Genomic DNA, 25,024 nt, shown 5'->3' with positions numbered 1-25,024 from the left:
GCTCAGTGGGTGCCGTTGATCATCGCCTTCGCCACCGCGTGCTCCTGGAGCCCCCACTTCGCGAGCAGCTTCTGGTACGAGCCGTCCGCGATCAGCTGGTTGAGCGCCGTCGTCAGCGCGCCGCTCAGCGCGGTGTTGCTCTTCGCGACGCCGATACCCGTGTATTGCGACAGGAACGGCTTGCCGACCGGCGCATACGCATTCTGCTCGAGGGTGTTCTGGTACGGCAGCGTCTCGCCGCCCTGCACGGCCGCGTCGATGCGGTTCTGCCGCAACTGCATCCGCGCGTCCGACGAGCCGTCGGTACCGATGACGATGATCGCCGGCTTGCCGGCCTTCACGCAGTTCTCGGCGCTCCACGCGGTGGTGTTGTCGGGGAACGACGTGCGCCGGCTCGAGCCGACGCGCTTGCCGCACAGCGCGCCCATCTGCGCGAACTCGCCGGCGCGTGTCTTCAGCGTATAGAACTGCGGGCCCGTCTCGATGTAGTCGACGAAGGTCACCGCGTCGCGGCGCGTCGGCAGGTCGGTCATGCCGGACAGGATCATGTCGACGCGCTGCGTCGCGACCGCGCTCATCATCTGGTCGAAGCTCGTTTCGACCCAGTTCAGTTTCGCGCCCATCTTCGCGGCGAGCGCCTCGCCGAGATCGACGTCGAAGCCGGCCAGCTTGTCGGTCGCCGGATCCTTGTATTCGAACGGCGGATAGTTCGGCACGATCGCGACGTTCAGCGTGCGTTTCGCGCTCGCGGATTGCGCGGCGGCGAACGATGCATGAAGCGCGAGCGCGCCGAATGCGACGGCGGCCAGCGTGCGGGTCAGGACGGATGCTTTCATGGGTGTCGCCTTGTCATGGTGGAGGAATGGGGACTACGCCGCGCTTGTCGACGGCTCGATCTTTCGGGCGCTGCAAAACGGGGCGCCCGGCCCGGTCATGCAATCACGGCGGAGATGAACTCGCGCGTGCGCGCGTGCGTCGGCGCGGACAGCACCTGGTCGGGCGGTCCGCTCTCGACGATCCGGCCGCCGTCCATGAAGACGACGCGGTCGGCCACCTCGCGCGCGAACCCGAGCTCGTGCGTGACGACGATCATCGTCATGCCGCTCTTCGCGAGATCGCGCATCACGGCCAGCACTTCACCGACGAGTTCGGGGTCGAGCGCCGACGTCGGTTCGTCGAACAGGATCAGTTGCGGATGCATCGCGAGCGCCCGCGCGATCGCGACACGCTGCTGCTGGCCGCCGGACAGCTCGACCGGAAACGCATCGCACTTGTGCGCGAGCCCGACGCGTGCGAGCAGCGCGCGCGCTTCCTCCTCCGCTTGCGCGCGGCGGCGCTTGAGCACCTGCACCGGGCCTTCGATCACGTTCTCGAGCGCGGTCTTGTGCGGAAACAGGTTGAAGCGCTGGAACACCATGCTCGTCGCCAGCCGCTGGCGCGCGACCTGGCGCTCCGACAGCTCGTGGAGCCGGTCGCCGGCGCGACGGTAGCCGGCCAGTTCGCCGTTGACCCACAGCGCGCCGGCGCTGATCGTCTCGAGCTGGTTGATGCAGCGCAGGAACGTGCTCTTGCCTGAGCCTGACGGCCCGATGATGCACAGCACTTCGCCCGGCGCGACGTCAAGCGTGATGCCGTGCAGCGCCTGGAAATCGCCGTACGACTTGCGTACGTCGACCGCGCGAACGACCGCGTTCGTCATGACGTTCTCCCGATGGTTGAGGGGCGTGTCGTTCATTTGCGGCCCGCCGCCCGGCCCGCGCCGCGCGCGAAACGCCGCTCGACGCGCGCCTGCGCGAGCGACAGCACGGTGACGACCGCGAGATACCAGATGCCCGCGACGATCAGCAGCTCGATCACGCGGGCGTTCGCGTAATAGATGTTCTGCGCGTTGTGCAGCATCTCCGCGTACTGCACGACGCTCGCCAGCGACGTCAGCTTGACCATGCCGATCAGCTCGTTGCCGATCGGCGGTACGATCACGCGCATCGCCTGCGGCAGGATGATCCGGCGCAGCGCCTGCAGGCGCGCCATGCCGATCGATTTCGCGGCCTCGTACTGGCCCGTGTCGACCGACAGCAGCCCCGCCCGCACGACTTCCGACGTATAGGCGCCCTGGTTGATGCCGAGCCCGAGCACCGCCGCGAGGAACGGCGTCATCACGTCGACGGTCCGGTATTCGGCGATGCCCGGGATGCCGAGCGTCGGAAACACCAGCGCGAGGTTGAACCACAGCAGCAGTTGCAGGATCACCGGCGTGCCGCGGAACAGCCAGATGTAACCCTGCGCGATCGCGCCGAGCACCGGGTTCGACGACAGCCGCATCACCGCGGTGACGACTCCGAGCACGACGCCGAGCGTCATCGCGAGGACGGTCATCACGATCGTGTTGCCGAGCCCGGTCAGGATCGAGTGCGCAGTCAGGAACTGGCCGACGACGCGCCATTCGATCTGTCCGCGCGCGAACGCGACCGCCACATAGGCAAGCGCGGCAATGATCGCGATCGACGCGACATAGCGGCCCCAGTAGCGCCGGCGCACGCGAACGAGCCCGGCGGTCTCGTCCGCCGCGCGGGCGGGCGGCACCGGTGCGCCATCGAGACGGCTCGATTCGGATGCGCTCAGCATGACGGCCCCCGGTAGTCGGCCGCCCATGCGGCCTGGCGTTCGATCGCGGCGCTCAGGCGGCCGATCTGCTCGTGCACGCGCGCGGGTGACGTGCCGCCCGCACCGCCGCGGGCGGCGACGGCCGCGTCGAGCGTCAGATGCGCGCGCACCGCGGGCGCGAGGCGCGTGTCGACGGCCTGCAACTGTTCCGCGCTCGCGTCGGCCAGCTCGATGCCGTCGCGCTCGCACGCGCGCACGAGCGTGCCGGTGATCTCGTGCGCCTCGCTGAACGGCACGCCTGTCAGCGCGAGCCAGTCCGCCACCTCGGTCGCGAGCGTGAAGCCGAGCGGCGCCTGGCGACGCATCTCGTCGACGTTCACGCGCATCGTGCGGATCATCCCCGCCATCGCGGGCAGCACGAGTTCGAGCGTGTCGATCGAATCGAACGCCGCGATCTTGTCTTCCGCGAGATCGCGGTTGTACGCGAGCGGCAGCGACTTCAGCGTCGCGAGCAGGCCCGTCAGGTTGCCGATCAGGCGCCCCGCCTTGCCGCGCGTGAGTTCGGCGATGTCCGGGTTCTTCTTCTGCGGCATGATCGAGCTGCCCGTCGCGTAGCCGTCGTCGAGTTCCACCCAGCGGAATTGCCGCGACGTCCACAGGATCACTTCTTCCGACAGCCGGGACAGGTTCACGGCCAGCATGCTCGTGACGAACACGAATTCGGCGACGTGATCGCGCGCGGCCACCGCGTCGATCGAGTTCTCGCACGGCGCGTCGTAACCGAGTTCCTGCGCGGACAGCTCGGGCCGCACGCAGATCGCCGAGCCCGCGAGCGCGGCCGCGCCGAGCGGCGAGCGCGCGGTGCGGCGGTCCCAGTCGACCAGGCGGTCGGCGTCGCGATACAGCGACTGCGCGTGTGCAAGCAGCTGATGACCGAACACGATCGGCTGCGCGGGCTGCAGGTGGGTGAATCCGGCGGTCACCGTGTCGACGTGCCGGCTCGCCTGGCCGATCAACGCATCCTGCAGGTCGAGCACGCCGCGCACGAGCTGACGCGCCTTGTCGCGCAGGTACAGGCGCAGGTCGTTCGCCGCCTGGTCGTTGCGCGAGCGCCCGGCGCGCAGCTTGCCGCCCAGCGCCGGCAGCCGCTGCGTGAGCACGCGCTCGAGAAACGTGTGCACGTCCTCGTCGGCGAGCGACGGCGCGATCGCACCGGCCGCGTGGTCGCGTGCGATCCCTTCCATGGCGGCCAGCAGCTGCGCGAGTTCGTCGTCGTTCACGATGCCCGCACGATTCAACTCGCGCGCATGGGCGCGGGAGCCCGCCAGGTCATACGGCACGAGGCGGAAGAAACTCGGATCGGAGCGCGACAGGTTCTGCAGCGCGTCCGACGGTTTCGACTGGAAGCGACCGCCCCACAGGCGCTCGATCGGTTCGGTAAGGCTCATTGCGGTCGACCTCGACTCGGTTGGATTGCCCCCACTGTAGGCATTCAATTTTTTTTGTTGTAGCGAGAAATTGAATCCGCTTTAATGAAATTTTTCTCAGCACCGTCGCCTGCGACGCGCCCGCCGATGCGCAACCGCCTGCCCCCGCTGAACCCGCTTCGCGCGTTCGAGGCCGCCGCCCGGTGCGGCACCGTGTCGGCCGCCGCCGACGAACTGCACGTGACCGCGAGCGCGGTCAGCCACCAGATCCGGATTCTCGAGAGCACGCTCGGGGTCGCGCTATTCGTCAGATCAAAAGCCCGCGTGAAGCTCACGCCCGAAGGCGAGGCGTTGCTGGCGCCGGTCGGCGCCGCGTTCGACATGATCGCGAACGCCACCGTCAGGCTCGATTCGCCGGCGGCCGCCGGCGATCTCGTCGTGTCGACGCCGCTGTCGCTGACGTCGCGCTGGCTCGCCCGGCACATCGGCGATTTTCTCGAGCGCTATCCGGGGATCCACCTGAAAGTGATTCCGTCGAACGACGATCGCGAGACCTACTCGCCCGACGTCGACGTATGCATTCGCTATGGGGAAGGCAACTGGCGGAACCGGCGCGTCGAGCTGCTCGCGCATCCGGCGCTGTTCCCGGTCGTGAGCCCGGCGTTGATGAACGGGCCCGATGCGATCCGCAAGGTGCAGGATCTCGCGGGACGCACGCTGTTCTGCGAGCACGCGGGCTCGTGGATGCGCTGGCTGGCGGAAGCAAACGCGGACAAGCTGCCGGGCATCCGCATTCTGGAAATCGGCAACGCGCACATCGGCGTCGAAGCCGCGGTGCACGGGCAAGGCGTCGCGCTCGGCGACAGCCTCTCCGTGCGCGACGACCTGATCGACGGCACGCTCGTGCGGCCGTTCAGCGCAGCGGTGCCGTCGCGTCATGCCTACTATCTCGTCACGCGTCACGAACTGGCCGATTCGCCGCTCGTGACCGCGTTCACGACGTGGCTGCGCGCGTGCCTGGCGTGACGCGCGAGCGCGCGGCAGCGGGCGGACTCAGGTCACGAGACTCGCCAGGTCGTCCCACACCATCACGATGTTGTGCGATCGCCAGATCGGCCCCGGATCGACGAATTCGCCTGCCAGGCGGCCGTCAAACGACGCATAAAAGGCGATCGCGGCGTCGTTTCCCGTGACGACACTCAACGCCGCCCCGCGATACCCCATCTTCTGCAAATGCGTTGCGAGTTGCGCAAGCAGCGCGCGGCCGATGCCGCGACGCTTGAACCCGGGGTCGACATACAGGAACTTGATCTCGCCACGGCCGCCGAAGATCGGCTCCGACGGCGCGCCGGCCGCGCCGATGCCGACGATCGTGCCGTCGGTTTCCGCCACGAGCACCAGCTGGTCGCGGTCGTTCGACGCCAGCTTGTCCCGCCATTTCCTGCCGCGATAGTGCTCGTCGAGGACGGCATGCGCTTGCGCCGGCGCGAGATCGCGATAGGTATGCCGCCAGACCTTGACGTGAAAATCGGCGATCGCCTGCGCATCGTCGAGGCTGGCGGATCGGATGGCTATTCCGGACATGGAAGCGTCTCTCGGGCGGCTTGGCGCGCGCGGGCGCGGCGCACTCGCCGGATTGTCGACGATCCGGGCGACGATGTCAGCACCCCGCCCGCACGGCGAATCAGCGCGCCACGGCTTCCGTGTTCCGGACGCTGCCCAGGAACCGCGTCAACTCCACCGTCTGCGGCCGCTCGAAGATCTCGTCGGCCGTGCCGCTCTCCCACACCCTGCCCTGGTGCATGAACACGATCCTGTCGCTCACCGCACGCGCGAAGTTCATCTCGTGCGTGACCATGATCAGCGTCATGTCCTCGCGCGCGAGCTGCTCGACGACACCCAGCACCTCACCGACGAGCTCGGGATCGAGCGCCGACGTGATTTCGTCGCACAGCAGCACGCTCGGCTTCATCGCGAGCGCCCGCGCGATCGCGACGCGCTGCTGCTGACCGCCCGACAACTGCTCCGGAAACGCGTCGAACTTGTCGCCGAGGCCGACGCGCTCGAGCATCAGCTCCGCGATCGCGCGCGCCTGCTGGCGGTGTGCCTTCTTCACGACCGACTGCGCGAGCATCACGTTCTGCCCGGCGCTCAGATGCGGAAACAGGTTGTATTGCTGGAACACCATGCCGACCTTGAGCCGCAGCGCACGCAGGTCCGCGTGCCGTGCATCGACGCGTTCGCCGTCGATCGAGATCGTGCCGGCGTCGATGCTCTCGAGCCCGTTGAGCGTGCGCAGCAGCGTGCTCTTGCCCGAGCCGCTGCGGCCGATGATCGAGACGACCTGCCCGCGTTCGACGGAGAAATCGATGCCCTTGAGCACATGATGGGTGCCGAAGTTCTTTTCGAGACCACGGGTTTCAACGAGCGGCATGCCATCTCCTTTGCAACGTGCGCGCGTAACGGGTAAGCGGATAACAGAGCGCGAAATAGATCAGCGCGACGAGGCCGTACACGACGAACGGCCGGAACGTCGCGTTCGAGATCGCGATGCCGACCTTCGTCAGCTCCGTGAAGCCGATGATCGACACCAGCGCCGTGTCCTTCACGGCCTGCACGCCGAAGCCGACGGTCGGCGCGATCGCGATGCGCGCGGCCTGCGGCAGGATCACGTGCCGCAACTGCTCGACGTAGCTCATGGCCAGGCTCGCCGACGCCTCCCACTGCCCCTTCGGCACCGCCTCGACGCAGCCGCGCCAGATCTCCGCGAGATACGCGCTGGTGAAGAACGTGAGCCCTGCCGTGGCCGCGACCCACGGCGGCACGTCGAGACCGACGAGCGGCAGGCCGAAGAACACGATGAACAGCTGCATCAGCAACGGGGTGCCCTGGAATATCTCGATGTACAGCTTCGCGCCGCCGCGCAGCACCTTCGAGCCCGACACGCGCATCACGAGCAGCCCGAGGCCGACGAGGCCGCCGGACAGGAACGACACGATCGACAGCACGATCGTCCAGCGCGCGGCCAGCAGCAGGTTCGCGAGAATCTGCCCGAACGTGAAATCGGTCATCGCGCACCTCGCACGCGACGGGAGAACAGGCGGCGCCCCATCGAGCCGAGCGTCGCACGCAGCAGCAGCGCCATCGCCAGATACGCGAGCGTGATGACGAAATACGTCTCGAATGCGCGGAAGTTGCGCGACTGGATGTAGCCCGCCGCATAGGTCAGATCGGCCACCGAGATCTGCGACACGACCGCCGAACCGAGCATCGTGATCACGATCTGGCTCGACAGCGCGGGAAACACCTTGGCGAGCGCCTGTGGCAGCACGACGTGGCGCAGCATCTGCGCGCGCGACATCGCCAGCGCGGACGCCGCCTCCAGATGCCCGTTCGGGACGGCGGCGACGCCCGCGCGCACGATCTCGACCGAGTACGCGCCGAGATTGAGCGTCATCGCGAGGATCGCGGCCGTGTATTCGTCGATGTGCACGCCGAGCGCCGGCAAGCCGAAAAAGAGGAAGAACAGCTGGACGACGAATGGCGTGTTGCGAACCGCCTCGACGTACGCGCCGATCAGCGGGCGCAGCCGCACGGCCGCGGGCGCGTCGGCGCTGTACGCGGCCGCGCCGAGCACGCCGAGCGCCACGCCGAGCACGGTCGCGACCGCGGTCAGCGCGAGCGTGATCGCCGCGCCGCTCGCGAACACGCCGGCGTAATCGGCGAGCTCGCCGAATTGAAGCTGGTAGCTCATGGGAAGTGGGTAGATTCGGGTTCGGACAACGACACCCGCCGCGCCGTTGGTGCCGGCCGCGGCGAGGGATCAGGCGACATTGCGATCCGTTACAGTCCGGCCGGCAACGGCTGGCCGAGCCACTTCCTCGACATCGCGCCCAGCGTGCCGTCCTGCTTCGCATGCGCGATCGTGTCGTCGATCCTCGCGAGCAGGCGCGGTTCGTTCTTGTTGACGCCGACGAAGCACGGCGAATTCTTGATCACGAACTTGACCTCGGGCCTGCGCGGCGGATTCTTCGCGAGAATCGCCGCCGCGACGATGTTGCCGGCGGCGATCAGCTGCACTTGCCCCGACAGGAACGCCTGGATCGTCGCGTTGTTGTCCTCGAAGCGCTTGATCGTCGCGTTCGGCGCGAGCTGCGACAGCGCGATCTCCTCGAGCGCGCCGCGGGTGGCGCCGACCGTCTTGCCGGTCAGGTCGGCGGGCGTGCTCACCTTCATGTCGGACGGCCCGAACACACCCTGGAAATACGGTGCGTACGCGCTCGAGAAGTCGATGACCTTCTCGCGCTCCGGCGTCTTGCCGAGCGACGAGATCACCATGTCGACCTTGTTGGTCGTCAGGTACGGAATCCGGTTCGCACTGTTCACGGGCACCAGCTTCAGCTTCACGCCGAGCGACTTGGCGAGCAGTTCGGCCATGTCGATGTCATAGCCCTGCGGCTGCATGTCCGTACCGACCGAGCCGAAAGGCGGATAGTCTTCAGGCACCGCGACGCGCAGCGCGCCGTTTTTCGCGATGGTGTCGAGCGCGTCGGCATGCGCCGGCGCGGCAGCGAACAGTGCCATCACGGGGGCTGCGATCAGCGCAGCCAGCCAGGTGCGGCGGGGGAACGGTCGAGTCGTCGGGCTCACGGTGAATCTTCCTTGTCTGGTAGGTCGTCGGGCAACGCGCAACCGTTGCGCGGCCAGGGCTACTCCAGCAAAAACCGGGCCATCGCCGTGAAATGCTTGCCGGACCGGCACCGGGCGGAAATTCCGGCGGACCGCATTCCTCATTTCGGTGCATGAGCCGGGGCCGGCTGCGGCGGTTGCCCATTCGCAGCGCGCGCCGGCGCACCAAATTACCCAACTGGTTCATTCCGCGAATCGGCGGCTGGCGTCATCGATGCACGCCGGATCCCGATCTTCGGTGTCGCTCACGCGGCGCGAGGCGATTGCCTAGCGGCGTCATGGCCGCGGCCCGTATGCACGGATTCGAACAGACCCAGTCGAAATTTGCATGCTGTTTGTGATCGGAACGACGGCTGAATACGTTCGCGACGTACCGTGCCGTTCGCCACGATCGTCTATCTCACGCGGAACGTGCTCGAGAGGGCTGACGACTGACACCGCGCGCTACGCGAGTCGGCGACAGTGCCGGCAAGTCATATCGAGCGCGGGTCGACCCGCGCTCGCGCGCGTGACGTCAATGATGCACGTACAACCGTTGCGCCGCCGCATGGCTCTGGACCGCAGCCCCGGCGTCGCCCCCTGCCGCCGGTGCCGGCCCATAGCCCGATGCATCGGCTTGCTGCGTCGATTCCGAAGACCGGATGCGTGCCTCGGCCTGCTGGATCGATTGCGGATAGTGAATGTCCTTGCGGGCCGGGTTGTAACCGGCCTGCTCGGCCTGCACGATCTGGGCGCGAACCTCTGCCCGGGTCGGGCCGCTGTTCGATTGAGCTGCCGATGCGAACGCGGGGACGACGACTGCCGCCAGCATGATGGTACGGATAACGAATTTCATGATCTTGACCTCCTGTGAACAGGGTCGGCATCCGAGAACACCTCTTCTGCCATGGAGACAGGATGCTCCGCTCAAGCTGAAGGCAATGTTAACTGCGCATCCGCGAACACATCGCACGCGAAAGACAGGGGCGGACCCGGAATCGCCGGCTCCGGTCAAGCCGGCAACGGCAACGTCACGCGCACACCGAACCCGTTGCTGTCCAACCCGTCGACGTACGTCAGACGCCCGCCGAGCTTGGCCACGATGCGCGCGACGATGGACAACCCCAGGCCGCTGCCGCTTTCGTCGTGATCCGTCCCGCGAAAGAATCGGTCCTGCAGTCGGGACAGATCCTCGTTCGACACGCCGACACCGTCGTCCCGGACCTGGAGGCTGATCGCGCCGGCATCCTGCCACGACGCGATTTCGACGCGCCCCTGCTCGCGGCCGTACTTGATCGCGTTGTCGACGAGGTTGTCGAGCAGGACGCGCACCAGCGTCGACGGCGCATGTGCGATGACCGGGCCGTCGACGTGTGAAATCAGCGAGATCCGCTTGCGATCCGCGCGCGCCTGATGGTCGTTGATGCTGGTCTGCACCACGCACGCGAGATCGACGGCCTCGCCGGGCATCGGCACCGTCTCGTCGAGTCGGGCCAGTGCAAGCAGCTGATCCGCCAGATGCGTGCTTCGGTCGACGCCCTCGACGACCCGTTGCATCGCGCGCCGCTGACGGTCCGGATCGCGCGCCGTGAGCGCGACCTGCGCCTGAACCTTGAGCGCGGCAAGCGGGGTCTTGAGCTCGTGTGCCGCGTCGCTGGTGAATGCGCGCTCGCGATCGAGCGAGCCGCGCAGACGTTGCAACAACGTGTTCAGTGCGGCGACCAGCGGCCGCACCTCGTCGGGAATGCCCTTCGCGCCGATGGCATCCAGGCTGTCGGGCGAACGTGCCGCGATCGCCTCGGACAGCGTCCGCAGTGGCGTCAGGCTGCGGCCGATCGCCAGCCAGATCAATACGGCCAGCACGGGCAACGCGAATGCGAGCGGTCGGGCGACGCGGCGCGCGACCTCCGCGGACAGGTCCGAGCGGTGCGTGCGTTGCTCGAAGATACGCACGGTGCGGCCGTGCGCGGCATCGGTCAGCACGTACGCGTGCCACTTCGGATTGCCGAACCGGAGCGGGCTCGATGCCGCCGCGGGAAACACCGGCAGGTCGAGCGACGCAAGGCCGGGGCTGGCGGCCAGGATGCGTCCGCCCGCGTCACTGACCTGATACAGCATGCGCGGCGCTGCATCGTTGTCGCCATCGTCGTCTTCGGACGAACCGAGAACGATGTCCGCGAAGACCGGGAGATCGGATGCACCGAGCGCGGCGAACGCCCGGGCGATCTGCTCGATGCGGGCGTCGTCCCATTCCTCCGCTTCGTGAATCGCCTGGCGGTAGCTCGACACCAGCGAGTACCCCCAGACCGCCACGACTCCCGACAGCACGAGCAAGGTGAGCCGTTGCCGGATCGAGCGCATCACGACACCTTCTCCACCACGTAACCGACGCCGCGAATCGTCCGGATCAATTCGGCCCCCAGTTTCTTGCGCAGATTCGACACATGCACTTCGATCGCATTGCTTTCGATTTCTTCGTTCCAGCCGTAGAGCCGGTCCTGAAGCTGCGCGCGCGACAGCGGGCGCCCCTGGTTCGCCAGCAGCTCGACCAGCAACGCGCATTCGCGCGACGTCAGTGCGATCCGTTCGGTGCCGCGCGTCACCGTCATCAGCGCGGGATCGACCGACAGGTCGCCATAGTCGATCGTGTCGGTACTGCGGCCCTGCGAGCGCCGCACGAGCGCACGACAGCGGGCGATCAGCTCGGTCAGGTCGAACGGCTTGCCGATGTAGTCGTCGGCGCCCGCGCTCAAGCCGCTCACGCGGTCGGCGACAGTGTCGCGCGCGGTCATCACCAGCACCGGCGTATGGTCGCCGCGCTTGCGAACCCAGTCGAGCAATTCGGTTCCCGACATGCGGGGCAGGCCGAGATCGAGCACGACGAGATCATACGGCGTGGTTTCGAGCGCGAGCTGCGCATGCCTGCCGTCGTGCGCCCAGTCGACCGTCATGCCGGCCTCGATCAGGCCGTCTTCCACCCCGCTGCCGATCAGCTTGTCGTCTTCCACGAGTAACACCCGCATGGTGCCCAGCTCCTGTTCATCCGGACATCGCGTCCATTGCGGCACGATAACCGCAGGCGCGGGCGGGCATCAAGCCGGTCGCGGAAAAATCAGGTCCTTAAGAATCCGTTAACGTCGGCGCCCTAAGGTCGCGGTCACCGACACTCGCAATCGAATCGACGACCATGAACACGCTATCGTTCCGACTCCGTTTCTGCGCGACACTGGGCCTGCTGCTTTCCGTGGCCGCCGCGCCGGCCTGCGCCGGCGAGATCAAGACGCTGATGAAGGACATGAAGCACGCGATGCAGGGGGCCATGAACAGCCGGACGATTCCGGAAATGAAAGGCTACGTGACCCGGCTCGAAAGCGATGCGCAACAGGCGGGCCGCCAGCGGTATCGCGACGATCAGCCGACCTACGACGAAGGCATGCGCACATTGCAGGGTGAACTGGCCGACGTCGACCGGGCGATCCAGGCCAATGACCTGTCGGCCGCCAAGCAGGCGCTGCGGCGGATCAACGGATCGAGAAAGCACTATCACGACCTGCTCGGGTAACCCGCGCACGCTCCCGAACACCGAACCGGTATTTCCGTCATGAAAAACGTTACCCGCTATCCGCTGTCGATCAGCCTGCTGCACTGGCTGCTGGCCGCCGCGCTGATCGGCAACCTGATCGTCGGCCTGCTGCTGGACGACAACGAAGACCTCGTCAGCCTGCACAAGTCGATCGGCGTCGCCATCCTCGGCCTCGTGGCGATTCGCATCGTCAATCGGTTGCGCATGCGGCGCCGGCTGCCGGCGTCGATCAACCCGGCGGGCACGCTGAACCATTTCGCGGAACGCAGCGTCCACGGGCTGCTCTATGTGCTGATGCTCGCCATTCCGGTGCTCGGGTGGATGAAGACGAATGCTGCCGGGCACCCGGCCAGCTGCTTCGGGCTCTTCTCGCTGCCCACCCTGGTACCCAGGAATCGCGAACTGTCGCACTGGCTGGGAGAACTGCATGCGCTGACCGCATACGGGCTCGCCGCGCTGGTCGGCCTGCACGTCCTGGGCGCGCTGGCGCATCGTCTGATCCACACGAAAAACATTCTTCCGCGCATCCTCCCCTGGCCGACGCGTTCAGGCCGGCACGAGGTTCAGGCGAAGGATATCGGCTGAAGCGGGAAACATGGCGCATGGTGGCCGGGGCGTCGCCGCCTCGTGATTGCGAGGACAGCAAAACAGCCGCCCAACCTTTCGTCGCATGAAGCGACCGCCTGACGAATACGCAGCACCGTCCGTTGATCTTCGTCAACGCCGCGGTGTTCGCGCGCTTTGATGGCGAGCGGTGCAACGACCAATATGGAAGTATCGAAACAGGGTTTCGTGCTTGCTGTCGGAGTGGGCCGCAAACCGCTGGTTGTTCCGTTACCGCCGTGGAGTGTGACATGCCGTATCTCGGGCCGCGTAGCGCAGTCGCCGTGATCCTCCACGAACACGTCCAGTTGTCGACCGTCATCGACGGCATGCGACGCTTCGTTCATCTGCTCGTTGCCGGTGCCCCCGTTCCGGGCCTCATCGTGTTTCGGGCCATGCTTTACTACATTCGGGAATACCCGCAGCAGATCCATCATCCCAAAGAGGATCGCTACCTGTTCACGCCGTTGCGGGAGCGAACCAGCGAGTTCGACGGCGTTCTCGATGAACTGGAGGCTCAGCACGCTCAAGGCGACTTGAAGTTGAGAAATCTCGAGCATGCGCTGACCCGGTACGAGCTGAAGGGCGCCTCCGCGCTTCACACGCTGGGCGCGCTGATGGACGATTATGCGGAGTTCCATGCGGACCATCGGTGCCTGGAAGAAACACTGATCCTGCCGGCCGCCAAACGCCTGTTGACGCGGGACGACTGGGCCGAGATCGACGCCGCCTTTGCAGCGAATCGCGATCCGTTCGAAGGCGAAAAACTGGAAGAAGACCTGGAAAGACTGTTCGCGATGATCGTCCAGGCCATCCCGGATCAGGACGCCAGCCAGCCTCGTCCGGTGGTATCGGTCGAGGAACTGCCCTCCAGGCCTGAAGGCTTCGATCCGGCGAAGTAGACGCACTGACGCAGGTGCGGTTTCCAGGCACCGACCGATTCATCCTCCTCCCCCGCCGCACCGCGAAGACGAATGTGCTTGACGAAGGTCAAGCCGGTAAAAGCCGGACGTGCGAAAAATTGCCGTACGCACGATCGCCGGTCGCCACCGGGAGGCATTCATGAGCACCACCACGTCAACCCGCCAGGCAGTCCCCGCTCCCCGGCGGATCCTGATCGCCATCGACGGTTCCATCGCATCCAGCCATGCGCTCGCGTATGCCAGATGCTTCGTTCCGTCGAATGCATCGGTGCATATCGTCAGCGTTGCGGAAAATCCGCGCACACTCGTTCCGCGCGGATCGAAATCCATGGCGTTTTTCGAATCGGCGCGTGACGAACTGCTGAGGGACGCATCCGACGCCCTGTCGCGCGCGAAAAGCGCCATGCAGCGCGACGACATCGCCGTCGACACGGAAGTCATCGACCTGTCCACGCACGGCGCGGATATCGTGCATGCGCTGGCCGACAGTGCGCAAGCCTGGCAACCCGAACTCCTGATCGTCGGCGCACGTCAGCATCATGGCTTGCTCGGATGGATCGAAGGCACGGTTTCCGGCCCGCTCGGCAAACTCGTTGCCTGCCCGCTGCTCATCGTGCCGGAAGGTTTCGCGTCGGTCGCCGAGCATCTGCCGAGGCGGATGCTGTTCGCCGTCGACGGCAGCACGATTGCGCTCGACGCGTTGCGAACGGGGTTGAAATTCTCGCGGCCCGACACCCAGTTTCGTGCGATACACGTCGTTGATCGGCCCGTATCGCTGGGTGATTTCGTCCCGGTCGAGACGCTGGAGTCGGCATTGCTCGGCGAAGGCAATCGTGCGCTGCAAAAAGCCATGACCCTGCTCGATGGCGTGGCCGGACACGCACAATCGGAATTGATTCGAACGGATCGGAACGGCGCAGACGTTTCGCACATCATCGTGCGCGACGCGATCGACTGGAATGCGGACCTGATCGTCATGGGCACCCATGGACGGCGAGGTGCCACGGGCTGGGTGGTCGGCAGCGTTGCCGCGCGCGTCGCGCGGATCACGAAAACGCCGCTGCTTCTCGTGAACGCGCATCGCGCGTGACGCGTTTCGTCGTCACGCGTCCGTTCCCACCGCGTGGAACAGTTCCTCCTCCTGCGCGCAATGCAGGCGCACGATGGCCTCGAGCCCGTACAGCAATCGCTGCATCGCCTGCACCTGCATCGCGTCCGGCCCGTCGCGGGGCGAGTCCGCGGCCATCTGCCTGAGTGACCGCACCATCCTGAAGATCTCCCGGTGCGCGCCGCTCATCGCGGCGAGCGGATCCTCGCCGCCGAGCAGCGGGGCAAGACGCGTGTACACGTCCCGATCGTCGGCGCGTTCGTGCGGCAGCAGCCGTTCGTCAAGCGAGTCGATCAAGCGCGCAAGCTCGCCGGTGAGGGTTGCGGCCGGCAGCTGCGGCATGCGATCCGCGAGATCCCTGATCTGGTCCAGCAGCGGTGACAACGCCGTGTGCTCGCGCTTGAGTTGCTCGACGTCCACATCGGTCAGCCGGGCGTCCGTCGCCCTCGGGCGAACCAGCAACACGCGCAATGCGTTGACGATGACGACGACGTCGATGGCCTCCTGAATCAGCGCGCCGGCAATCGGCTGCAGGAATCCCGCCGCCGCGATCGTCATCGCGGCAACCGACAACGACATGCCGGCCACCACGCTCTCGAGCGCGATGCGGCGCGACCGTCGTGCGATGCGCATCGCATCCACGAGTCGATCGAGCCGATCGACCAGCAGCACGACGTCGGCTGCTTCCGACGACGCGGCCGCCCCTCGCGCCCCCATCGCGATACCGACATCGGCCGCCGCCAGCGCCGGCGCATCGTTCACACCGTCGCCGACCATGATCGTCACGCCCTCCTTGCGGGCTGCCTGGATCGCGGTGAGCTTGTCCGTCGGGGTCTGCTCGGCGCGCACATCGGTGACGCCGAGCAGCTCGCCGACGGCCTGGGCGATATCGCGCCGGTCGCCGGTCAGCATGACGAGGCGCTCGACGCCTTCGCGCTTCAGCAGCCGCAGCGCCCTCGGCGTTTCCAGCCGCACCTGGTCGGCCATCTGAATCGCGCCGATCATGACGCCGTCCACGCCGACGAATACGGCAGCCCCACCCTCGCTGCCGACCCGCCTCAGGAACGCGTCGCTCCAGCGCGCCATCGTCGAGCAGGCAGCGGCAACGTATCCGAACTTGCCGATCGAGACCGACCGGTTGTCGACCCGGCCGGTCACGCCTTCGCCCGCCGTTTCCATGACGGTCGACGGCGGAGACAGATCGATGCCGCGTTCCCGCGCGGCGACCGTCAGCGCATCCGAGATCACATGTCCCGACGCTTGAGCCAACGACGCGGCGAACCGCAGCACCTCGTCCGTTGCGACGTTCGCGCCGCTTTCGATCGACACGATACGCGCCCGCCCTCCCGTCAGCGTGCCGGTCTTGTCGAAGAACAGAATCGTCGCGCGTGCCAGACGTTCGAGCGCGCCCCCGCCCTTGACCAGGACGCCGCGTTTCGAACAACGCGACAGGCCGGACACGATGGCGACCGGCACGGCGAGGATCAACGGACAAGGCGTGGCCACGACGAGCACGGCCAGCGCACGGGCGACATCGCCGGTCAGCAGCCAGGCGAGACCCGCGACGAGCAGCGAAGCGAGCACGAAGAACGCGGCGTAGCGATCCGCGAGACGCACGGACGGACTGCGCTCGCGTTGCGCACGCTCGACCATGCGGACGATGCCGGCCAATGTGCTGTCGCCCGCCGTGGTGCGGGCGACCATTTCGAACGGCGCGCCGGCGTTGACCACGCCGCTGCATGCGCTTTCGCCGGCGCGGCGCCGCTGGGTCGAGGACTCGCCCGTCAGCATGGATTCGTCGAGTTCCGCGTCGGCGGTCAACGTGCCGTCCACCGGCACGCATTCGCCGCTTCGCACCAGCAGCCGGTCACCGGGGACGATGGTTTCCGGCGCAACGGAACGCCATTCGCCGTGCTCGAACCGGGTCGCCTGCCGAGGCGCACGGCCGAGCAGCGCGGTCATCTCGCGTTGCGCGCGGTCTTGCGCGTACTGCTCCAGCGTTCGCCCGCTTGCCAGCATCAACGCAATCACCGCCGCGGTGAGCGTCTCGTCGAGCGCGATCGCCAGCCCGATTGCCAGCCATGCGAGCACGTCGATGCCGGCCTGCCGCCTCGCCACCGCCTTTACGACGGTTATCGTCAATGCGAGCAAGACCGGCAGCGTGCCAAGCAACCAGACGACCCGCGCGGGCGATGGCAGGCCGAACGCCACGCACAGGCCGCCGGCGGCAAGCGTGACGGCCGAGAGAACCAGCAACACGAGATCGATCGACCAGCGCATTCGAGACATGACGATTTTTCCGCTCGCCGTGCATGAACGTGTTCGCTGCGTCCGATTCCGGTTGCTGACGGCGTGGCACCAGTCTAGAAAACGCCGCGTTTCGAGCGTTGACGTGGGTCAGGACGACGCGCCTGCCGCGACATGCCGGCGCGGCGCCTTGCTTGATGTGAGTCAAGCCGCCGGCCGCTTTCGTCAGCAAAATCGAAACGTGACACCGGATGGCCTGGAGCCGATATCGTGCTGACGCTGGCTGTGCTCTTTCTGCTGATTCTTCTGCTGAATCTCATCCCGGCGTTCGCACCGCCCACCTGGATGGCGATGTCGTGGGTCGGGTTCAACCTGCCCGACGGAAACCCGTTGATCTTCGCCGTCGTCGCGGCAGGCGCGGCGACAACCGGCCGCGTCATTCTGGCGATCTTCGCGAGATCGCTCGTCCGCTCGCGCTGGATGCCGGCTTCCGACCGGGAGAATATCGCCATCGCCGCGCAATGGCTGCAAAAGCACCGCACGCTGACCGTCGGCGCGTTCTTCTGCTATGCGTTGAGCCCGCTGCCGTCGAACTATCTGTTCATCGCGTACGGACTTTCCGGGATGCCGCTCAGGATCATCGCCGCGGCGTTCTTCATCGGTCGCGTCACGACCTATGCGGTCTGGGCGCATCTCGGCCGCTTTGCATCGGCTCGGCTGGACGTGGAATCCCAACTCGAAGGCTCTTACCTCGGCGGATACTTCATCGTCACGCAACTGGTGCTTCTCGGCATCGTCTTCGCGTTGATGAAGCTGGACTGGCGTGCGCTCGTCAATGAACGTCGGTTGATGTTTCGGCGCGGCCATCGTCCGCGCAGTTCTGAATGAAGCCGGCAAGCGCGATGTTCCGAACGGGTAGGTCGCCCTCTTCCTGCCTACCCGCGTCGAATCCCGGTCGCGACGTCCGCGGGCTTCGCGCACTTGCGCGGATCGACGTGCGTCATCACGTTCAGGACACGGTGATGCCGCATCACGCGAGCACGCGCATTCACGGCGATGTCATGCCCTTGCGCAACGGTGAGATCGGCGTCGATGTCGAGATGCACGTCCACGAGGATCAGATCGCCGGTCTTTCGCGTGCGCAGGTCGTGCACGTCAAGCACGCCCGGTGTCGCGACCAGCGTCGTGCGGATTGCCTCGACGTCCTTGACGTCGGCGGCACGATCCATCAGGTCATGGCAAGCATCCGGCCACCGGCTCATTCCAGCTTGACGCAAGTCAAGCGTTCGATACCCTCGGAAACCTAGTCTGAAATTCAATCAGACTCGTTCTGTGAGAGTCGGGCCGAGGCAGGTTTGCCGATTAGTCGAGGATGCTGGCGATGATCACGCTGCGAACGAGTACATGGATGGCTTCCGTCGCGCTGGCGATCTCCTGCGCATCCGTCGTCGATGCAGAGGAACTGGCGCGCATTCCTCCGCACTCTCAGCGCTACGGAACCCATATCGGAATTTCCGCGTACGACGACCCGCTGCTCAAGGGCGTGACGTGCTTCGTTTCGGAGCCGCACTCGAGCGACGAACGACCGTCCTTCCGCGACGGACATGGCGCCGAAGCGTCGGTGTCCTGCCACCAGACCGGAACGCTTGCGACTACCGCACGCTTGCCACGGCAGGCTCTGGTGTTCGACGAATCGGTCGATCCGGTATTTCGATCGATACACGTGGTCCGGATTGTCGATATCCGGCGTCTCGTCGTCCTGTACTTCTCCTACATGGAAAGCGACGTGGCCGGCGATCTTCCGGGGCATGTGGATGTCGTCCGCCTGCCCGTGCACTGGGGAGGACCGGGCACCTCCGCCGAATGATGCGGCGCGATGCCCCAGGCGGCGCTTGACCAGCATCAAGCCCGCGCTTTCGTTCCGCGTCAGCTTGGAAGCAAGATGCGGGGCACTCTGCGCGCGCATTGTCGATGCGGTAGATCTACCGCCGAGGGGTCCCCGATGCGATCGCGAATTTTCCTTGTGCTGCTTGCCTGGCTGGTATGAGTGGGCGGCGCGGTATCGACCGCCTGAGCGAACGATCTGACGCGCAGCGTGACGACCGGCGATCTCGCCGTCCAGTCGGGTGCCGAGCCGAAAGAATCGCAATGTGACAAAAATGTGACGCGCGTCCTGTTTGGTATTTGCCCCCGCCTATTGATGTCACCAAGCCTTGGCAGACGCCCGCAGGGGGCGAAAAGATGCCAAGTCTGCATAGTTTCCTCGCTGATACGCCGCGTTGCCGCTGAGAGCCGTCAGTGTCGTCCCTACCGTGCGGCATGCGAGTTCACCAATTTTCTGTTCACGGTGTTTTCGCTCGAATAGCTCGACAGCCACGAGCTTCGCGATGCGGTCAAGGAGAGCACCGGCAAAATCGAGTCGTACAACGCCTTCGGGAAGTGGCCCTCATTCGTCTGCGACGGGTCTTCGTGTCTTCGGCTTGTTCTTTGATTCGCTGCGCTTGTCTCGATCCTCCAATTAGCTAATTTCACAACAACTTTCAAGTTGCCGAATTTATTGGCAGGCAGCCAATACTCGTCCAATTTGGATTGGCCTCACCCGTGAAATTGCTCCGTGAACAAGAAGCGACGGTTCTTTTGTTGCGACACAGCAAAACGGAGTCGTCAGCATCGAAACTGTTTGATGTGGCGAACAGTCGGCATTATGTCCGTGCCGACTTCGGGCAACCCGCTCTTGCATTCGCTGCCCGCCCTTTCTAGTATGCGGAATCGAGGCCCATCCTGGGCGCCCGTTGAGTGAGGAAATCCATGCAGCCTCGGTCGGCGGCGCCTTACTATGTCGTGGTGCTCGGCGTCCTCGTCGCCGTTGCACTGATGTGTCTGTGCGTTTTGCAATTGCGCCAGAGCCGCCAGGACGCGCTTGATCGCGCAAGCGAAACCTCGCGCAATCTTGGTCTGATGGCCGAAAGAGATATCGAGCGCAATTTTGAGCTCTACGACCTGTCGTTGCAGGCAGTGATTCGAGGGCTGCAACGCCCCGACGTGATGGCCGCCTCCCCAGCCTTGCGGCGAGCCGTGCTGTTTGACTATGCGATGACCGCCCAATACATTGGCTCGATGCTTGTGCTGGACGCAGCCGGCGACATCGTCCTCGACTCGGAACATGACGTACCGCGCAAGGGCAATTTCGCCGATCGGAAGTACTTCACGATCCAGCGCGATCGCCCCGATACCGGGCTCTATGTTAGCGATCCTTATGTATCGCGCCTGCGCGGAGGCATCCGAAGTCTCGCGTTGTCGCGACGTCTGTCGAACACCGACGGCTCATTTGCCGGCATCGTGGTGCTCACGATCAATCTCGAGTATTTCAACAGGCTGTTCGCCGGCCTGGCGCTCGGCACCCATGGTTCGATGTCCCTGATCGGCAAGGATGGAATCATGTTCATGCGTCAGCCGTTCGACGTGCGCATTATCGGACGCGACATCAGCCAAGCCGTGACTTTCCGGCGTTTCCGGGCCGCGCCGGAGGGCACGTTTTCGGAAACGGCGTCGATCGATGGTGTGCGGCGGCACTACTATTTCAAGAACTTGCCCGATCTGCCGTTGATCATCATGGTCGCCGAAGCCGAGCAGGACATCTATGCGGCGTGGCGGCACCGCGCGATCACGATCGGCTCACTGGTGGCCGCATTCGGTACGGGATCCATTGCGCTGTCGATTCTGCTCAGTGCGCAGTTGCGGCGCCGGATGCGGGCGGAATCCGAACTGGTTCTGCTGGCGCGCACCGATGGCCTGACCGGACTCAACAATCGCCGCACGTTCGGGGAGATCCTCGATCAGGAATGGCACCGCGCGCGTCGAGCGCGCTCCGTGTTTTCGCTGCTGTTCGTCGATATTGATCGCTTCAAGGCGTACAACGACACCTATGGCCACCAGGCAGGCGATGACGCGCTGGCCGCGGTCGCGCGGTGCATCGGCGAGAACATTCGTCTCCCGAACGACCGCGCGGCCCGCTACGGCGGGGAAGAGTTCGTCATACTGCTGCCCGACACGTCACTTGCGAACGCAGCACTGATCGCCGAAAGAATTCGCGCCGCGATCAGTGGCTTGATGATCGAACACGTGGGCAGCGAATTCGGGTACGTGACGGCCAGCATCGGTCTAGCCAGCTGGACACCGGAACAGGATGTCGAAGTGGGGGCGGTGATCAAGGCGGCCGATGAGGCGTTGTACCACGCGAAGGCAATCGGCCGGAACAAGGTTACCGCCGTCCCGTCCCGATCGACGTTTGCCATGTGATCTTGCGCCAGTCTCGGGAACGCCCCACCGGAGGCCGATACTTGCGTTAGCCGGCCGGATTGTCGCTGTCTTCGTGCACCGGAGCGCCGGCAACCAGTACGCCGAGGAGGCTGACCCGGAACATCGGCCCCTTGTTTTTCGTACGGATGAAAAAACGGGGCAACGCCGGTGGCCATCGTTCTGACGTTTTTGCAATGCGGTACCAGACGCTGTCGAATGGTTGCTGGAAGTCCATCGGCAGTCACCCATTTTGATTGACTTCCGTGCCCCGACTAAACTGAAATCGGTAGCGAACGGAGCACCGGCTCGAGGCCCGCTCACGGGGCGCAGGCCGGCGCTAAGCAGCCATGAGCACGAAATCCGACTTGCCTGTTTGGCCGCCGCGCGAGCGCGGCACGGGGCGAGCGTTTGGACTGGCGTTGGCTCTGCACGTCCTGCTGGCGGCGATGGTGATTTCCGGCGCCGGCCTGTTGCACCACCACTCCCCCGCTGGCTCGCACACGGTGAATAACGCGCCCGGCATGCCGTTGCCGTTGACCACGTCGGCCCAGCATACGGCCAACCCGGAGTCGGCATCGCGCGTTTCGATTCCGTCTACCGAACTCGGAGCCGTGAACGCGCGGGTGCCCGTCGTGCGCCATCATCGCAGGATCGACATCAAACCCCAGCGTCCAAAGGCGTCAGCCTTGCGGACCAGCGTGATCGCGGCACGCCGGACCCGGTTGCCGAACGCCACGACCGTTGCTGCGCAAGCGGACGGTGAAATGGAGCGGGAACACACCGCGCGGCTCGCCGCCCTGCAGGACATCGCCCGCGGGCCTCTGCTGGAGATCGGCGTTGCTGCGTCGCGGGACTATGCAAGGACGGTAGCCCGTCGGGTGCGCGCCAACGTCGTCGCGCCGTTCGAGATCCCGGGCAATCCATCTGCCGTCATCGCTGTCACGTGCGCGCCCAGCGGGGCGCTGCTCAGTGTCAGGGTGCAACGCTCCAGCGGTAACCCGCAGTGGGACCGTGCCGTGCTGGCCGCCGTCGAGAAGTCGGACCCGATGCCACGGGATATCGACGGCACGACGCCGGCGAGCATCGTTCTTACATTTCAACCGAAGGGCTGACGGATACGCGCAGGCGGTCGGTCGGATGTCTGCGCCGGCCCCTTCTCGCCAAGCCTGGTTCGCTCGGTCTAGCCAAGCCGTAGCGCCGCTTCGACCGGTATCTTCAGTTGATCCAGAATCAGCGCAAACCCGATCGCGGTCATTGCAACGGCTCCCACCAGCGACCACGGTAACGTGGCCATCAGCGTACCTGACAGTACGAGCACCGAGACGATCGTGATGTCGATCGCGGACGACAGCAGCAGCCACCGGCCCGGCCGCGAATGCCAGAGGTGACCACGCACGCGTAATACATAAAGAACCGCCTGATTGCCGAAGGCGATCGCGAGGAAGCTCAGGCTTTGCAATTCTCTGGTCGGCAATCGACCGTACAACGCACCGGCGGTCACGATGCCGCCGGAAAAGAGCAGCTTGCAGCTCCCGAAGATCGTAGCCGCGGTGACGATGTGGCGCATGTGCCAAACAGACGGTGCCGGTGCCGGTCTTGCCCGGTCAGTCGTCAAGGACATCGTCAGGAAGTCGTTCGTGACGAGCAGCAACACCATCATCATCGGGGTGAGTAACGCGTGATGGACAACCACGAGGCCATAAGCCAACAGCAAAACGACCTCGATCTTCTTCACCAGCATGTTCAATGCATAGGTCAGAAGACGCCGGAACGCGCAGCGACCTTCCTGGACGGTCGCGAGAATACCAGCCAACCCCGGTTCCGTGAGAACGACCGCGGCCGCTGCCTTCGCCGCATCGGTGGCGGACGAAACCGCGATCCCGACCTGCGCCTGGCTCAATGCGGGCGCATCATTGGCACCATCTCCGCACATGCCAACAACGTGTCCGCCATGTTGCAGCGCGTCCACGAGGCGGTACTTGTCCTCCGGCAGTACGCGGGCGTAGACGTCGAACTGCTGGAGATCGGCGTGAGGGTATGCGGCCGCGGCAGGATACGGTGTCGGCCGAAGGCCCACTTTCCCGGCAACGGCGGAGGCCGTGGCGGCCGAATCCCCCGTCACCATCACCGTGCGCACGCCGAGCCCCTTGAGCGCGGCGACAAGTTTGGCCGAATCAGCACGCGGGGGATCGCTCAGTGCGATCAGCCCTGCCAGATGCATCGAACTTCCCGCTGCTCCCACCGCAACCGCAATGATGCGGTGACCTCGATGGGCAAGCTCGTCGGACTTCGCGCGTGCGCCTGGCGCCACGTCGGCAATCTGCTCGATCGCCTGCATCGCACCCTTTACGATACGCATCGGCTCATGGCCGTCGTGCGACAGATAGGCTTCCGATATTTTCGTCTCGGGATCGAACGGGACGAAGCGAGTCGGCTCTTGATCGTATCGTTCGGGAATCAACGACGCTGCAGCTCGCCGAACGGCCGCATCGAGCGGATCGTCGCCGGTACGAGAACTTGCCATTGCGGCTAGAAACAGCAGATGCTCGCGATCAAAGCCCGGCATTGGCGAGGTTTCTTCGACTTCCAGCGCATTCCGGGTGAGCGTGCCGGTCTTGTCGGAGCAGAGCACGTCCATGGCTGCCGCCTCGTGCACCGCGGATAGACGCGTGAGCAGTGCACCGCGACGGCTCAGCGCGAGCGCACTGAGTGCCGCGGAGAGCGTGAAGGTAGCCGGCAGCGCCACCGGCACCGTTGCCAGCAAGGCCGTGAGCGCAAGACGCATCAGTTCGGCAACCGGAAACCCGAGAAGATACGCATATCCCACCGAGACCAGCGCGATGATCCCGTTGACGAGTCCGAGGCCCTTTACCGCGGCGAGCACCGCGTGCTGTTCGGAACTCGGCGCGTGCGCGATCCGAACGAGTTCGACGGTGCGGCCGAAGTAAGTACGTGCGCCCGTCGCAGTGACCGTGGCTGACGCCCGGCCGCTCCTGACGAGCGAGCCCGCGTAGACCATCCCGCCAAGCAGAGCCTCAACAGGTACGGACTCTCCGGTCAGCATCGATTGATCCACCATCACGGAGCCCTTTGTCACGCGCACGTCTGCAGGCACCGCGCCCCCAAGTGCCAGCTGCACTGCATCACCAGGCACGAGATCCGCCGCAGGCACACGTGTCCATTGGCCGTCGCGGCAAACGAGCGCGGTCGGTTCGAGTCCTTGTTTGAGTGCCGCGAGCGCGACGCCGGCTCTGTGTTCCTGAACGATGCCGAGTACGGCGTTGAATACGAGCAGTGCGCCGACGACAGCCGCCTCGATGTAAGCGCCCATGCCAATCTGCAACACGATGGCCGCTTCCAGTAGCCAAGGCACCGGTGCCCAGAACTTGGGCAACAGCGCACGCCACCATGGCGCCGCCTGTTCGCGGATTGTGTTCGGGCCGAATTTTTTCGCGCGCTCGCGTGCTTCGGCAGTCGACAGTCCGACAGTCGATTCCGGCGTCACGGTCTCTTCCATGGACGAGGCACCTTCAATACCGCGCTACCCGGGGGCAAACCGCGG

At 65.5% G+C, this 25,024-nt stretch carries 25 protein-coding genes and 1 pseudogene; 10 read left to right on the top strand and 16 right to left on the bottom strand.

Translation table 11 applies throughout. The features are described 5' to 3' along the window. Window positions 1-2 precede the first annotated feature (2 nt). The 4 genes from DIE23_RS12220 to argH all read right to left on the bottom strand — a co-directional run bounded on the left by DIE23_RS12220 (window position 3) and on the right by argH (window position 4,052). Window positions 3-836 (bottom strand): ABC transporter substrate-binding protein, encoded by an 834-nt coding sequence (locus DIE23_RS12220; protein ID WP_124612349.1) that lies wholly within the window; start codon window positions 834-836, stop codon window positions 3-5. A 95-nt stretch (window positions 837-931) separates the two neighbouring features. After that, entirely contained in the window at window positions 932-1,735 is an 804-nt protein-coding gene (locus tag DIE23_RS12215) for an amino acid ABC transporter ATP-binding protein (protein ID WP_124612348.1), read from the bottom strand. Next, a complete protein-coding gene (locus tag DIE23_RS12210) occupies window positions 1,732-2,625 on the bottom strand; it encodes an amino acid ABC transporter permease (protein WP_124612347.1) in 894 nt (297 codons plus the stop codon). Before DIE23_RS12210 ends, DIE23_RS12215 begins: the two co-directional genes overlap by 4 nt. Then, the gene (argH, locus tag DIE23_RS12205) at window positions 2,619-4,052 is read right to left on the bottom strand and encodes an argininosuccinate lyase (RefSeq protein ID WP_124612346.1); all 1,434 of its coding nucleotides are present in this window, start codon (window positions 4,050-4,052) and stop codon (window positions 2,619-2,621) included. Before argH ends, DIE23_RS12210 begins: the two co-directional genes overlap by 7 nt. 126 nt (window positions 4,053-4,178) lie before the next feature. Between argH and DIE23_RS12200 the strand changes: the two genes are divergently transcribed. Beyond that, window positions 4,179-5,057 (top strand): LysR substrate-binding domain-containing protein, encoded by an 879-nt coding sequence (locus tag DIE23_RS12200; protein WP_124612345.1) that lies wholly within the window; start codon window positions 4,179-4,181, stop codon window positions 5,055-5,057. 27 nt (window positions 5,058-5,084) lie between these two features. Here the strand turns inward: DIE23_RS12200 and DIE23_RS12195 are convergent, their stop codons facing one another. From DIE23_RS12195 to DIE23_RS12160, 8 genes are all read right to left on the bottom strand, one after another. Further along, on the bottom strand, window positions 5,085-5,615 hold the full coding sequence (locus DIE23_RS12195) for a GNAT family N-acetyltransferase (protein ID WP_124612344.1): 531 nt from the start codon (window positions 5,613-5,615) through the stop codon (window positions 5,085-5,087). A 100-nt stretch (window positions 5,616-5,715) separates the two neighbouring features. Further along, window positions 5,716-6,465, bottom strand: a complete 750-nt coding sequence (locus tag DIE23_RS12190; protein WP_124612343.1) for an amino acid ABC transporter ATP-binding protein — start codon at window positions 6,463-6,465, stop codon at window positions 5,716-5,718. Beyond that, window positions 6,452-7,102 (bottom strand): amino acid ABC transporter permease, encoded by a 651-nt coding sequence (locus DIE23_RS12185; RefSeq protein ID WP_124612342.1) that lies wholly within the window; start codon window positions 7,100-7,102, stop codon window positions 6,452-6,454. Before DIE23_RS12185 ends, DIE23_RS12190 begins: the two co-directional genes overlap by 14 nt. After that, on the bottom strand, window positions 7,099-7,785 hold the full coding sequence (locus DIE23_RS12180) for an amino acid ABC transporter permease (protein ID WP_124612341.1): 687 nt from the start codon (window positions 7,783-7,785) through the stop codon (window positions 7,099-7,101). The genes DIE23_RS12185 and DIE23_RS12180 overlap by 4 nt, the downstream gene beginning before the upstream one ends. A gap of 89 nt (window positions 7,786-7,874) precedes the next feature. Continuing rightward, a complete protein-coding gene (locus DIE23_RS12175; protein WP_124612340.1) occupies window positions 7,875-8,681 on the bottom strand; it encodes a transporter substrate-binding domain-containing protein in 807 nt (268 codons plus the stop codon). 553 nt (window positions 8,682-9,234) lie between these two features. Beyond that, window positions 9,235-9,555, bottom strand: coding sequence for a DUF4148 domain-containing protein (locus DIE23_RS12170; RefSeq protein ID WP_124612339.1), 321 nt, complete (start codon window positions 9,553-9,555; stop codon window positions 9,235-9,237). 155 nt (window positions 9,556-9,710) lie between these two features. Continuing rightward, entirely contained in the window at window positions 9,711-11,060 is a 1,350-nt protein-coding gene (locus tag DIE23_RS12165; RefSeq protein ID WP_185646438.1) for an ATP-binding protein, read from the bottom strand. Then, window positions 11,060-11,722: a response regulator transcription factor gene (locus tag DIE23_RS12160; RefSeq protein WP_124612337.1), complete on the bottom strand. Its 663-nt coding sequence runs from the start codon at window positions 11,720-11,722 to the stop codon at window positions 11,060-11,062. Before DIE23_RS12160 ends, DIE23_RS12165 begins: the two co-directional genes overlap by 1 nt. 164 nt (window positions 11,723-11,886) lie before the next feature. Between DIE23_RS12160 and DIE23_RS12155 the strand changes: the two genes are divergently transcribed. The 4 genes from DIE23_RS12155 (at window position 11,887) to DIE23_RS12140 (ending at window position 14,898) form a co-directional block, all read left to right on the top strand. Next, window positions 11,887-12,261: a cytochrome b562 gene (locus DIE23_RS12155; protein WP_124612336.1), complete on the top strand. Its 375-nt coding sequence runs from the start codon at window positions 11,887-11,889 to the stop codon at window positions 12,259-12,261. A 39-nt stretch (window positions 12,262-12,300) separates the two neighbouring features. Further along, complete coding sequence (locus DIE23_RS12150) at window positions 12,301-12,867, top strand: cytochrome b (RefSeq protein ID WP_124612335.1); 567 nt, start codon at window positions 12,301-12,303, stop codon at window positions 12,865-12,867. 269 nt (window positions 12,868-13,136) lie between these two features. Further along, window positions 13,137-13,787 carry a hemerythrin domain-containing protein gene (locus DIE23_RS12145; protein WP_124612426.1) on the top strand — a complete coding sequence of 217 codons (651 nt, stop codon included), beginning with the start codon at window positions 13,137-13,139 and terminating at the stop codon, window positions 13,785-13,787. Between the two features lie 160 nt (window positions 13,788-13,947). Further along, entirely contained in the window at window positions 13,948-14,898 is a 951-nt protein-coding gene (locus DIE23_RS12140; RefSeq protein WP_124612334.1) for a universal stress protein, read from the top strand. A 12-nt stretch (window positions 14,899-14,910) separates the two neighbouring features. On the opposite strand, the gene DIE23_RS12135 is transcribed toward DIE23_RS12140, so the two are convergent. Then, window positions 14,911-17,067, bottom strand: coding sequence for a heavy metal translocating P-type ATPase (locus DIE23_RS12135; protein WP_260436049.1), 2,157 nt, complete (start codon window positions 17,065-17,067; stop codon window positions 14,911-14,913). Between DIE23_RS12135 and DIE23_RS40130 the strand changes: the two genes are divergently transcribed. Beyond that, entirely contained in the window at window positions 16,955-17,440 is a 486-nt protein-coding gene (locus tag DIE23_RS40130) for a hypothetical protein (protein WP_260436050.1), read from the top strand. The genes DIE23_RS12135 and DIE23_RS40130 overlap by 113 nt on opposite strands. Next, entirely contained in the window at window positions 17,434-18,051 is a 618-nt protein-coding gene (locus DIE23_RS12130; RefSeq protein WP_124612332.1) for a VTT domain-containing protein, read from the top strand. Before DIE23_RS40130 ends, DIE23_RS12130 begins: the two co-directional genes overlap by 7 nt. A gap of 47 nt (window positions 18,052-18,098) precedes the next feature. On the opposite strand, the pseudogene DIE23_RS12125 reads toward DIE23_RS12130, so the two are convergent. Then, a pseudogene (locus tag DIE23_RS12125) lies at window positions 18,099-18,410 on the bottom strand (cation diffusion facilitator family transporter); the annotation flags it as partial. A 125-nt stretch (window positions 18,411-18,535) separates the two neighbouring features. On the opposite strand from DIE23_RS12125, the gene DIE23_RS12120 reads away from it, so the two are divergent. After that, window positions 18,536-19,030, top strand: a complete 495-nt coding sequence (locus DIE23_RS12120; RefSeq protein ID WP_124612331.1) for a CreA family protein — start codon at window positions 18,536-18,538, stop codon at window positions 19,028-19,030. A gap of 941 nt (window positions 19,031-19,971) precedes the next feature. Beyond that, window positions 19,972-21,462: a sensor domain-containing diguanylate cyclase gene (locus tag DIE23_RS12115; RefSeq protein WP_124612330.1), complete on the top strand. Its 1,491-nt coding sequence runs from the start codon at window positions 19,972-19,974 to the stop codon at window positions 21,460-21,462. Between the two features lie 46 nt (window positions 21,463-21,508). Here the strand turns inward: DIE23_RS12115 and DIE23_RS12110 are convergent, their stop codons facing one another. Continuing rightward, window positions 21,509-21,697, bottom strand: a complete 189-nt coding sequence (locus tag DIE23_RS12110) for a hypothetical protein (RefSeq protein WP_124612329.1) — start codon at window positions 21,695-21,697, stop codon at window positions 21,509-21,511. Between the two features lie 112 nt (window positions 21,698-21,809). On the opposite strand from DIE23_RS12110, the gene DIE23_RS12105 reads away from it, so the two are divergent. After that, window positions 21,810-22,574, top strand: coding sequence for an energy transducer TonB (locus DIE23_RS12105; protein ID WP_124612328.1), 765 nt, complete (start codon window positions 21,810-21,812; stop codon window positions 22,572-22,574). A gap of 68 nt (window positions 22,575-22,642) precedes the next feature. On the opposite strand, the gene DIE23_RS12100 is transcribed toward DIE23_RS12105, so the two are convergent. Then, complete coding sequence (locus tag DIE23_RS12100; RefSeq protein WP_124612327.1) at window positions 22,643-24,979, bottom strand: HAD-IC family P-type ATPase; 2,337 nt, start codon at window positions 24,977-24,979, stop codon at window positions 22,643-22,645. Between the last annotated feature and the right edge of the window lie 45 nt (window positions 24,980-25,024).

This window comes from Burkholderia sp. Bp9143, assembly GCF_003853645.1.
Lineage (GTDB): Bacteria > Pseudomonadota > Gammaproteobacteria > Burkholderiales > Burkholderiaceae > Burkholderia.
The sequence above is the reverse complement of the archived record's forward strand: the minus strand, read 5'-3'. Positions and strand labels throughout refer to the sequence as shown.

Excerpts from the sequence above, each read along its gene's own strand:
- DIE23_RS12105 (WP_124612328.1), top strand. The coding sequence starts at position 21,810 with ATGAGCACGAAATCCGACTTGCCTGTTTGGCCGCCGCGCGAGCGCGGC.
- DIE23_RS12120 (WP_124612331.1), top strand. The coding sequence starts at position 18,536 with ATGCTGGCGATGATCACGCTGCGAACGAGTACATGGATGGCTTCCGTC.
- DIE23_RS12165 (WP_185646438.1), bottom strand. The coding sequence starts at position 11,060 with ATGCGCTCGATCCGGCAACGGCTCACCTTGCTCGTGCTGTCGGGAGTC.
- DIE23_RS12160 (WP_124612337.1), bottom strand. The coding sequence starts at position 11,722 with ATGCGGGTGTTACTCGTGGAAGACGACAAGCTGATCGGCAGCGGGGTG.
- DIE23_RS12140 (WP_124612334.1), top strand. The coding sequence starts at position 13,948 with ATGAGCACCACCACGTCAACCCGCCAGGCAGTCCCCGCTCCCCGGCGG.
- DIE23_RS12145 (WP_124612426.1), top strand. The coding sequence starts at position 13,137 with ATGCCGTATCTCGGGCCGCGTAGCGCAGTCGCCGTGATCCTCCACGAA.
- DIE23_RS12190 (WP_124612343.1), bottom strand. The coding sequence starts at position 6,465 with ATGCCGCTCGTTGAAACCCGTGGTCTCGAAAAGAACTTCGGCACCCAT.
- DIE23_RS12150 (WP_124612335.1), top strand. The coding sequence starts at position 12,301 with ATGAAAAACGTTACCCGCTATCCGCTGTCGATCAGCCTGCTGCACTGG.
- DIE23_RS12195 (WP_124612344.1), bottom strand. The coding sequence starts at position 5,615 with ATGTCCGGAATAGCCATCCGATCCGCCAGCCTCGACGATGCGCAGGCG.
- DIE23_RS12200 (WP_124612345.1), top strand. The coding sequence starts at position 4,179 with ATGCGCAACCGCCTGCCCCCGCTGAACCCGCTTCGCGCGTTCGAGGCC.
- argH (WP_124612346.1), bottom strand. The coding sequence starts at position 4,052 with ATGAGCCTTACCGAACCGATCGAGCGCCTGTGGGGCGGTCGCTTCCAG.
- DIE23_RS12155 (WP_124612336.1), top strand. The coding sequence starts at position 11,887 with ATGAACACGCTATCGTTCCGACTCCGTTTCTGCGCGACACTGGGCCTG.
- DIE23_RS12220 (WP_124612349.1), bottom strand. The coding sequence starts at position 836 with ATGAAAGCATCCGTCCTGACCCGCACGCTGGCCGCCGTCGCATTCGGC.
- DIE23_RS12115 (WP_124612330.1), top strand. The coding sequence starts at position 19,972 with ATGCAGCCTCGGTCGGCGGCGCCTTACTATGTCGTGGTGCTCGGCGTC.
- DIE23_RS12110 (WP_124612329.1), bottom strand. The coding sequence starts at position 21,697 with ATGGACTTCCAGCAACCATTCGACAGCGTCTGGTACCGCATTGCAAAA.
- DIE23_RS12215 (WP_124612348.1), bottom strand. The coding sequence starts at position 1,735 with ATGAACGACACGCCCCTCAACCATCGGGAGAACGTCATGACGAACGCG.
- DIE23_RS12180 (WP_124612341.1), bottom strand. The coding sequence starts at position 7,785 with ATGAGCTACCAGCTTCAATTCGGCGAGCTCGCCGATTACGCCGGCGTG.
- DIE23_RS12210 (WP_124612347.1), bottom strand. The coding sequence starts at position 2,625 with ATGCTGAGCGCATCCGAATCGAGCCGTCTCGATGGCGCACCGGTGCCG.
- DIE23_RS12170 (WP_124612339.1), bottom strand. The coding sequence starts at position 9,555 with ATGAAATTCGTTATCCGTACCATCATGCTGGCGGCAGTCGTCGTCCCC.
- DIE23_RS12100 (WP_124612327.1), bottom strand. The coding sequence starts at position 24,979 with ATGGAAGAGACCGTGACGCCGGAATCGACTGTCGGACTGTCGACTGCC.
- DIE23_RS12185 (WP_124612342.1), bottom strand. The coding sequence starts at position 7,102 with ATGACCGATTTCACGTTCGGGCAGATTCTCGCGAACCTGCTGCTGGCC.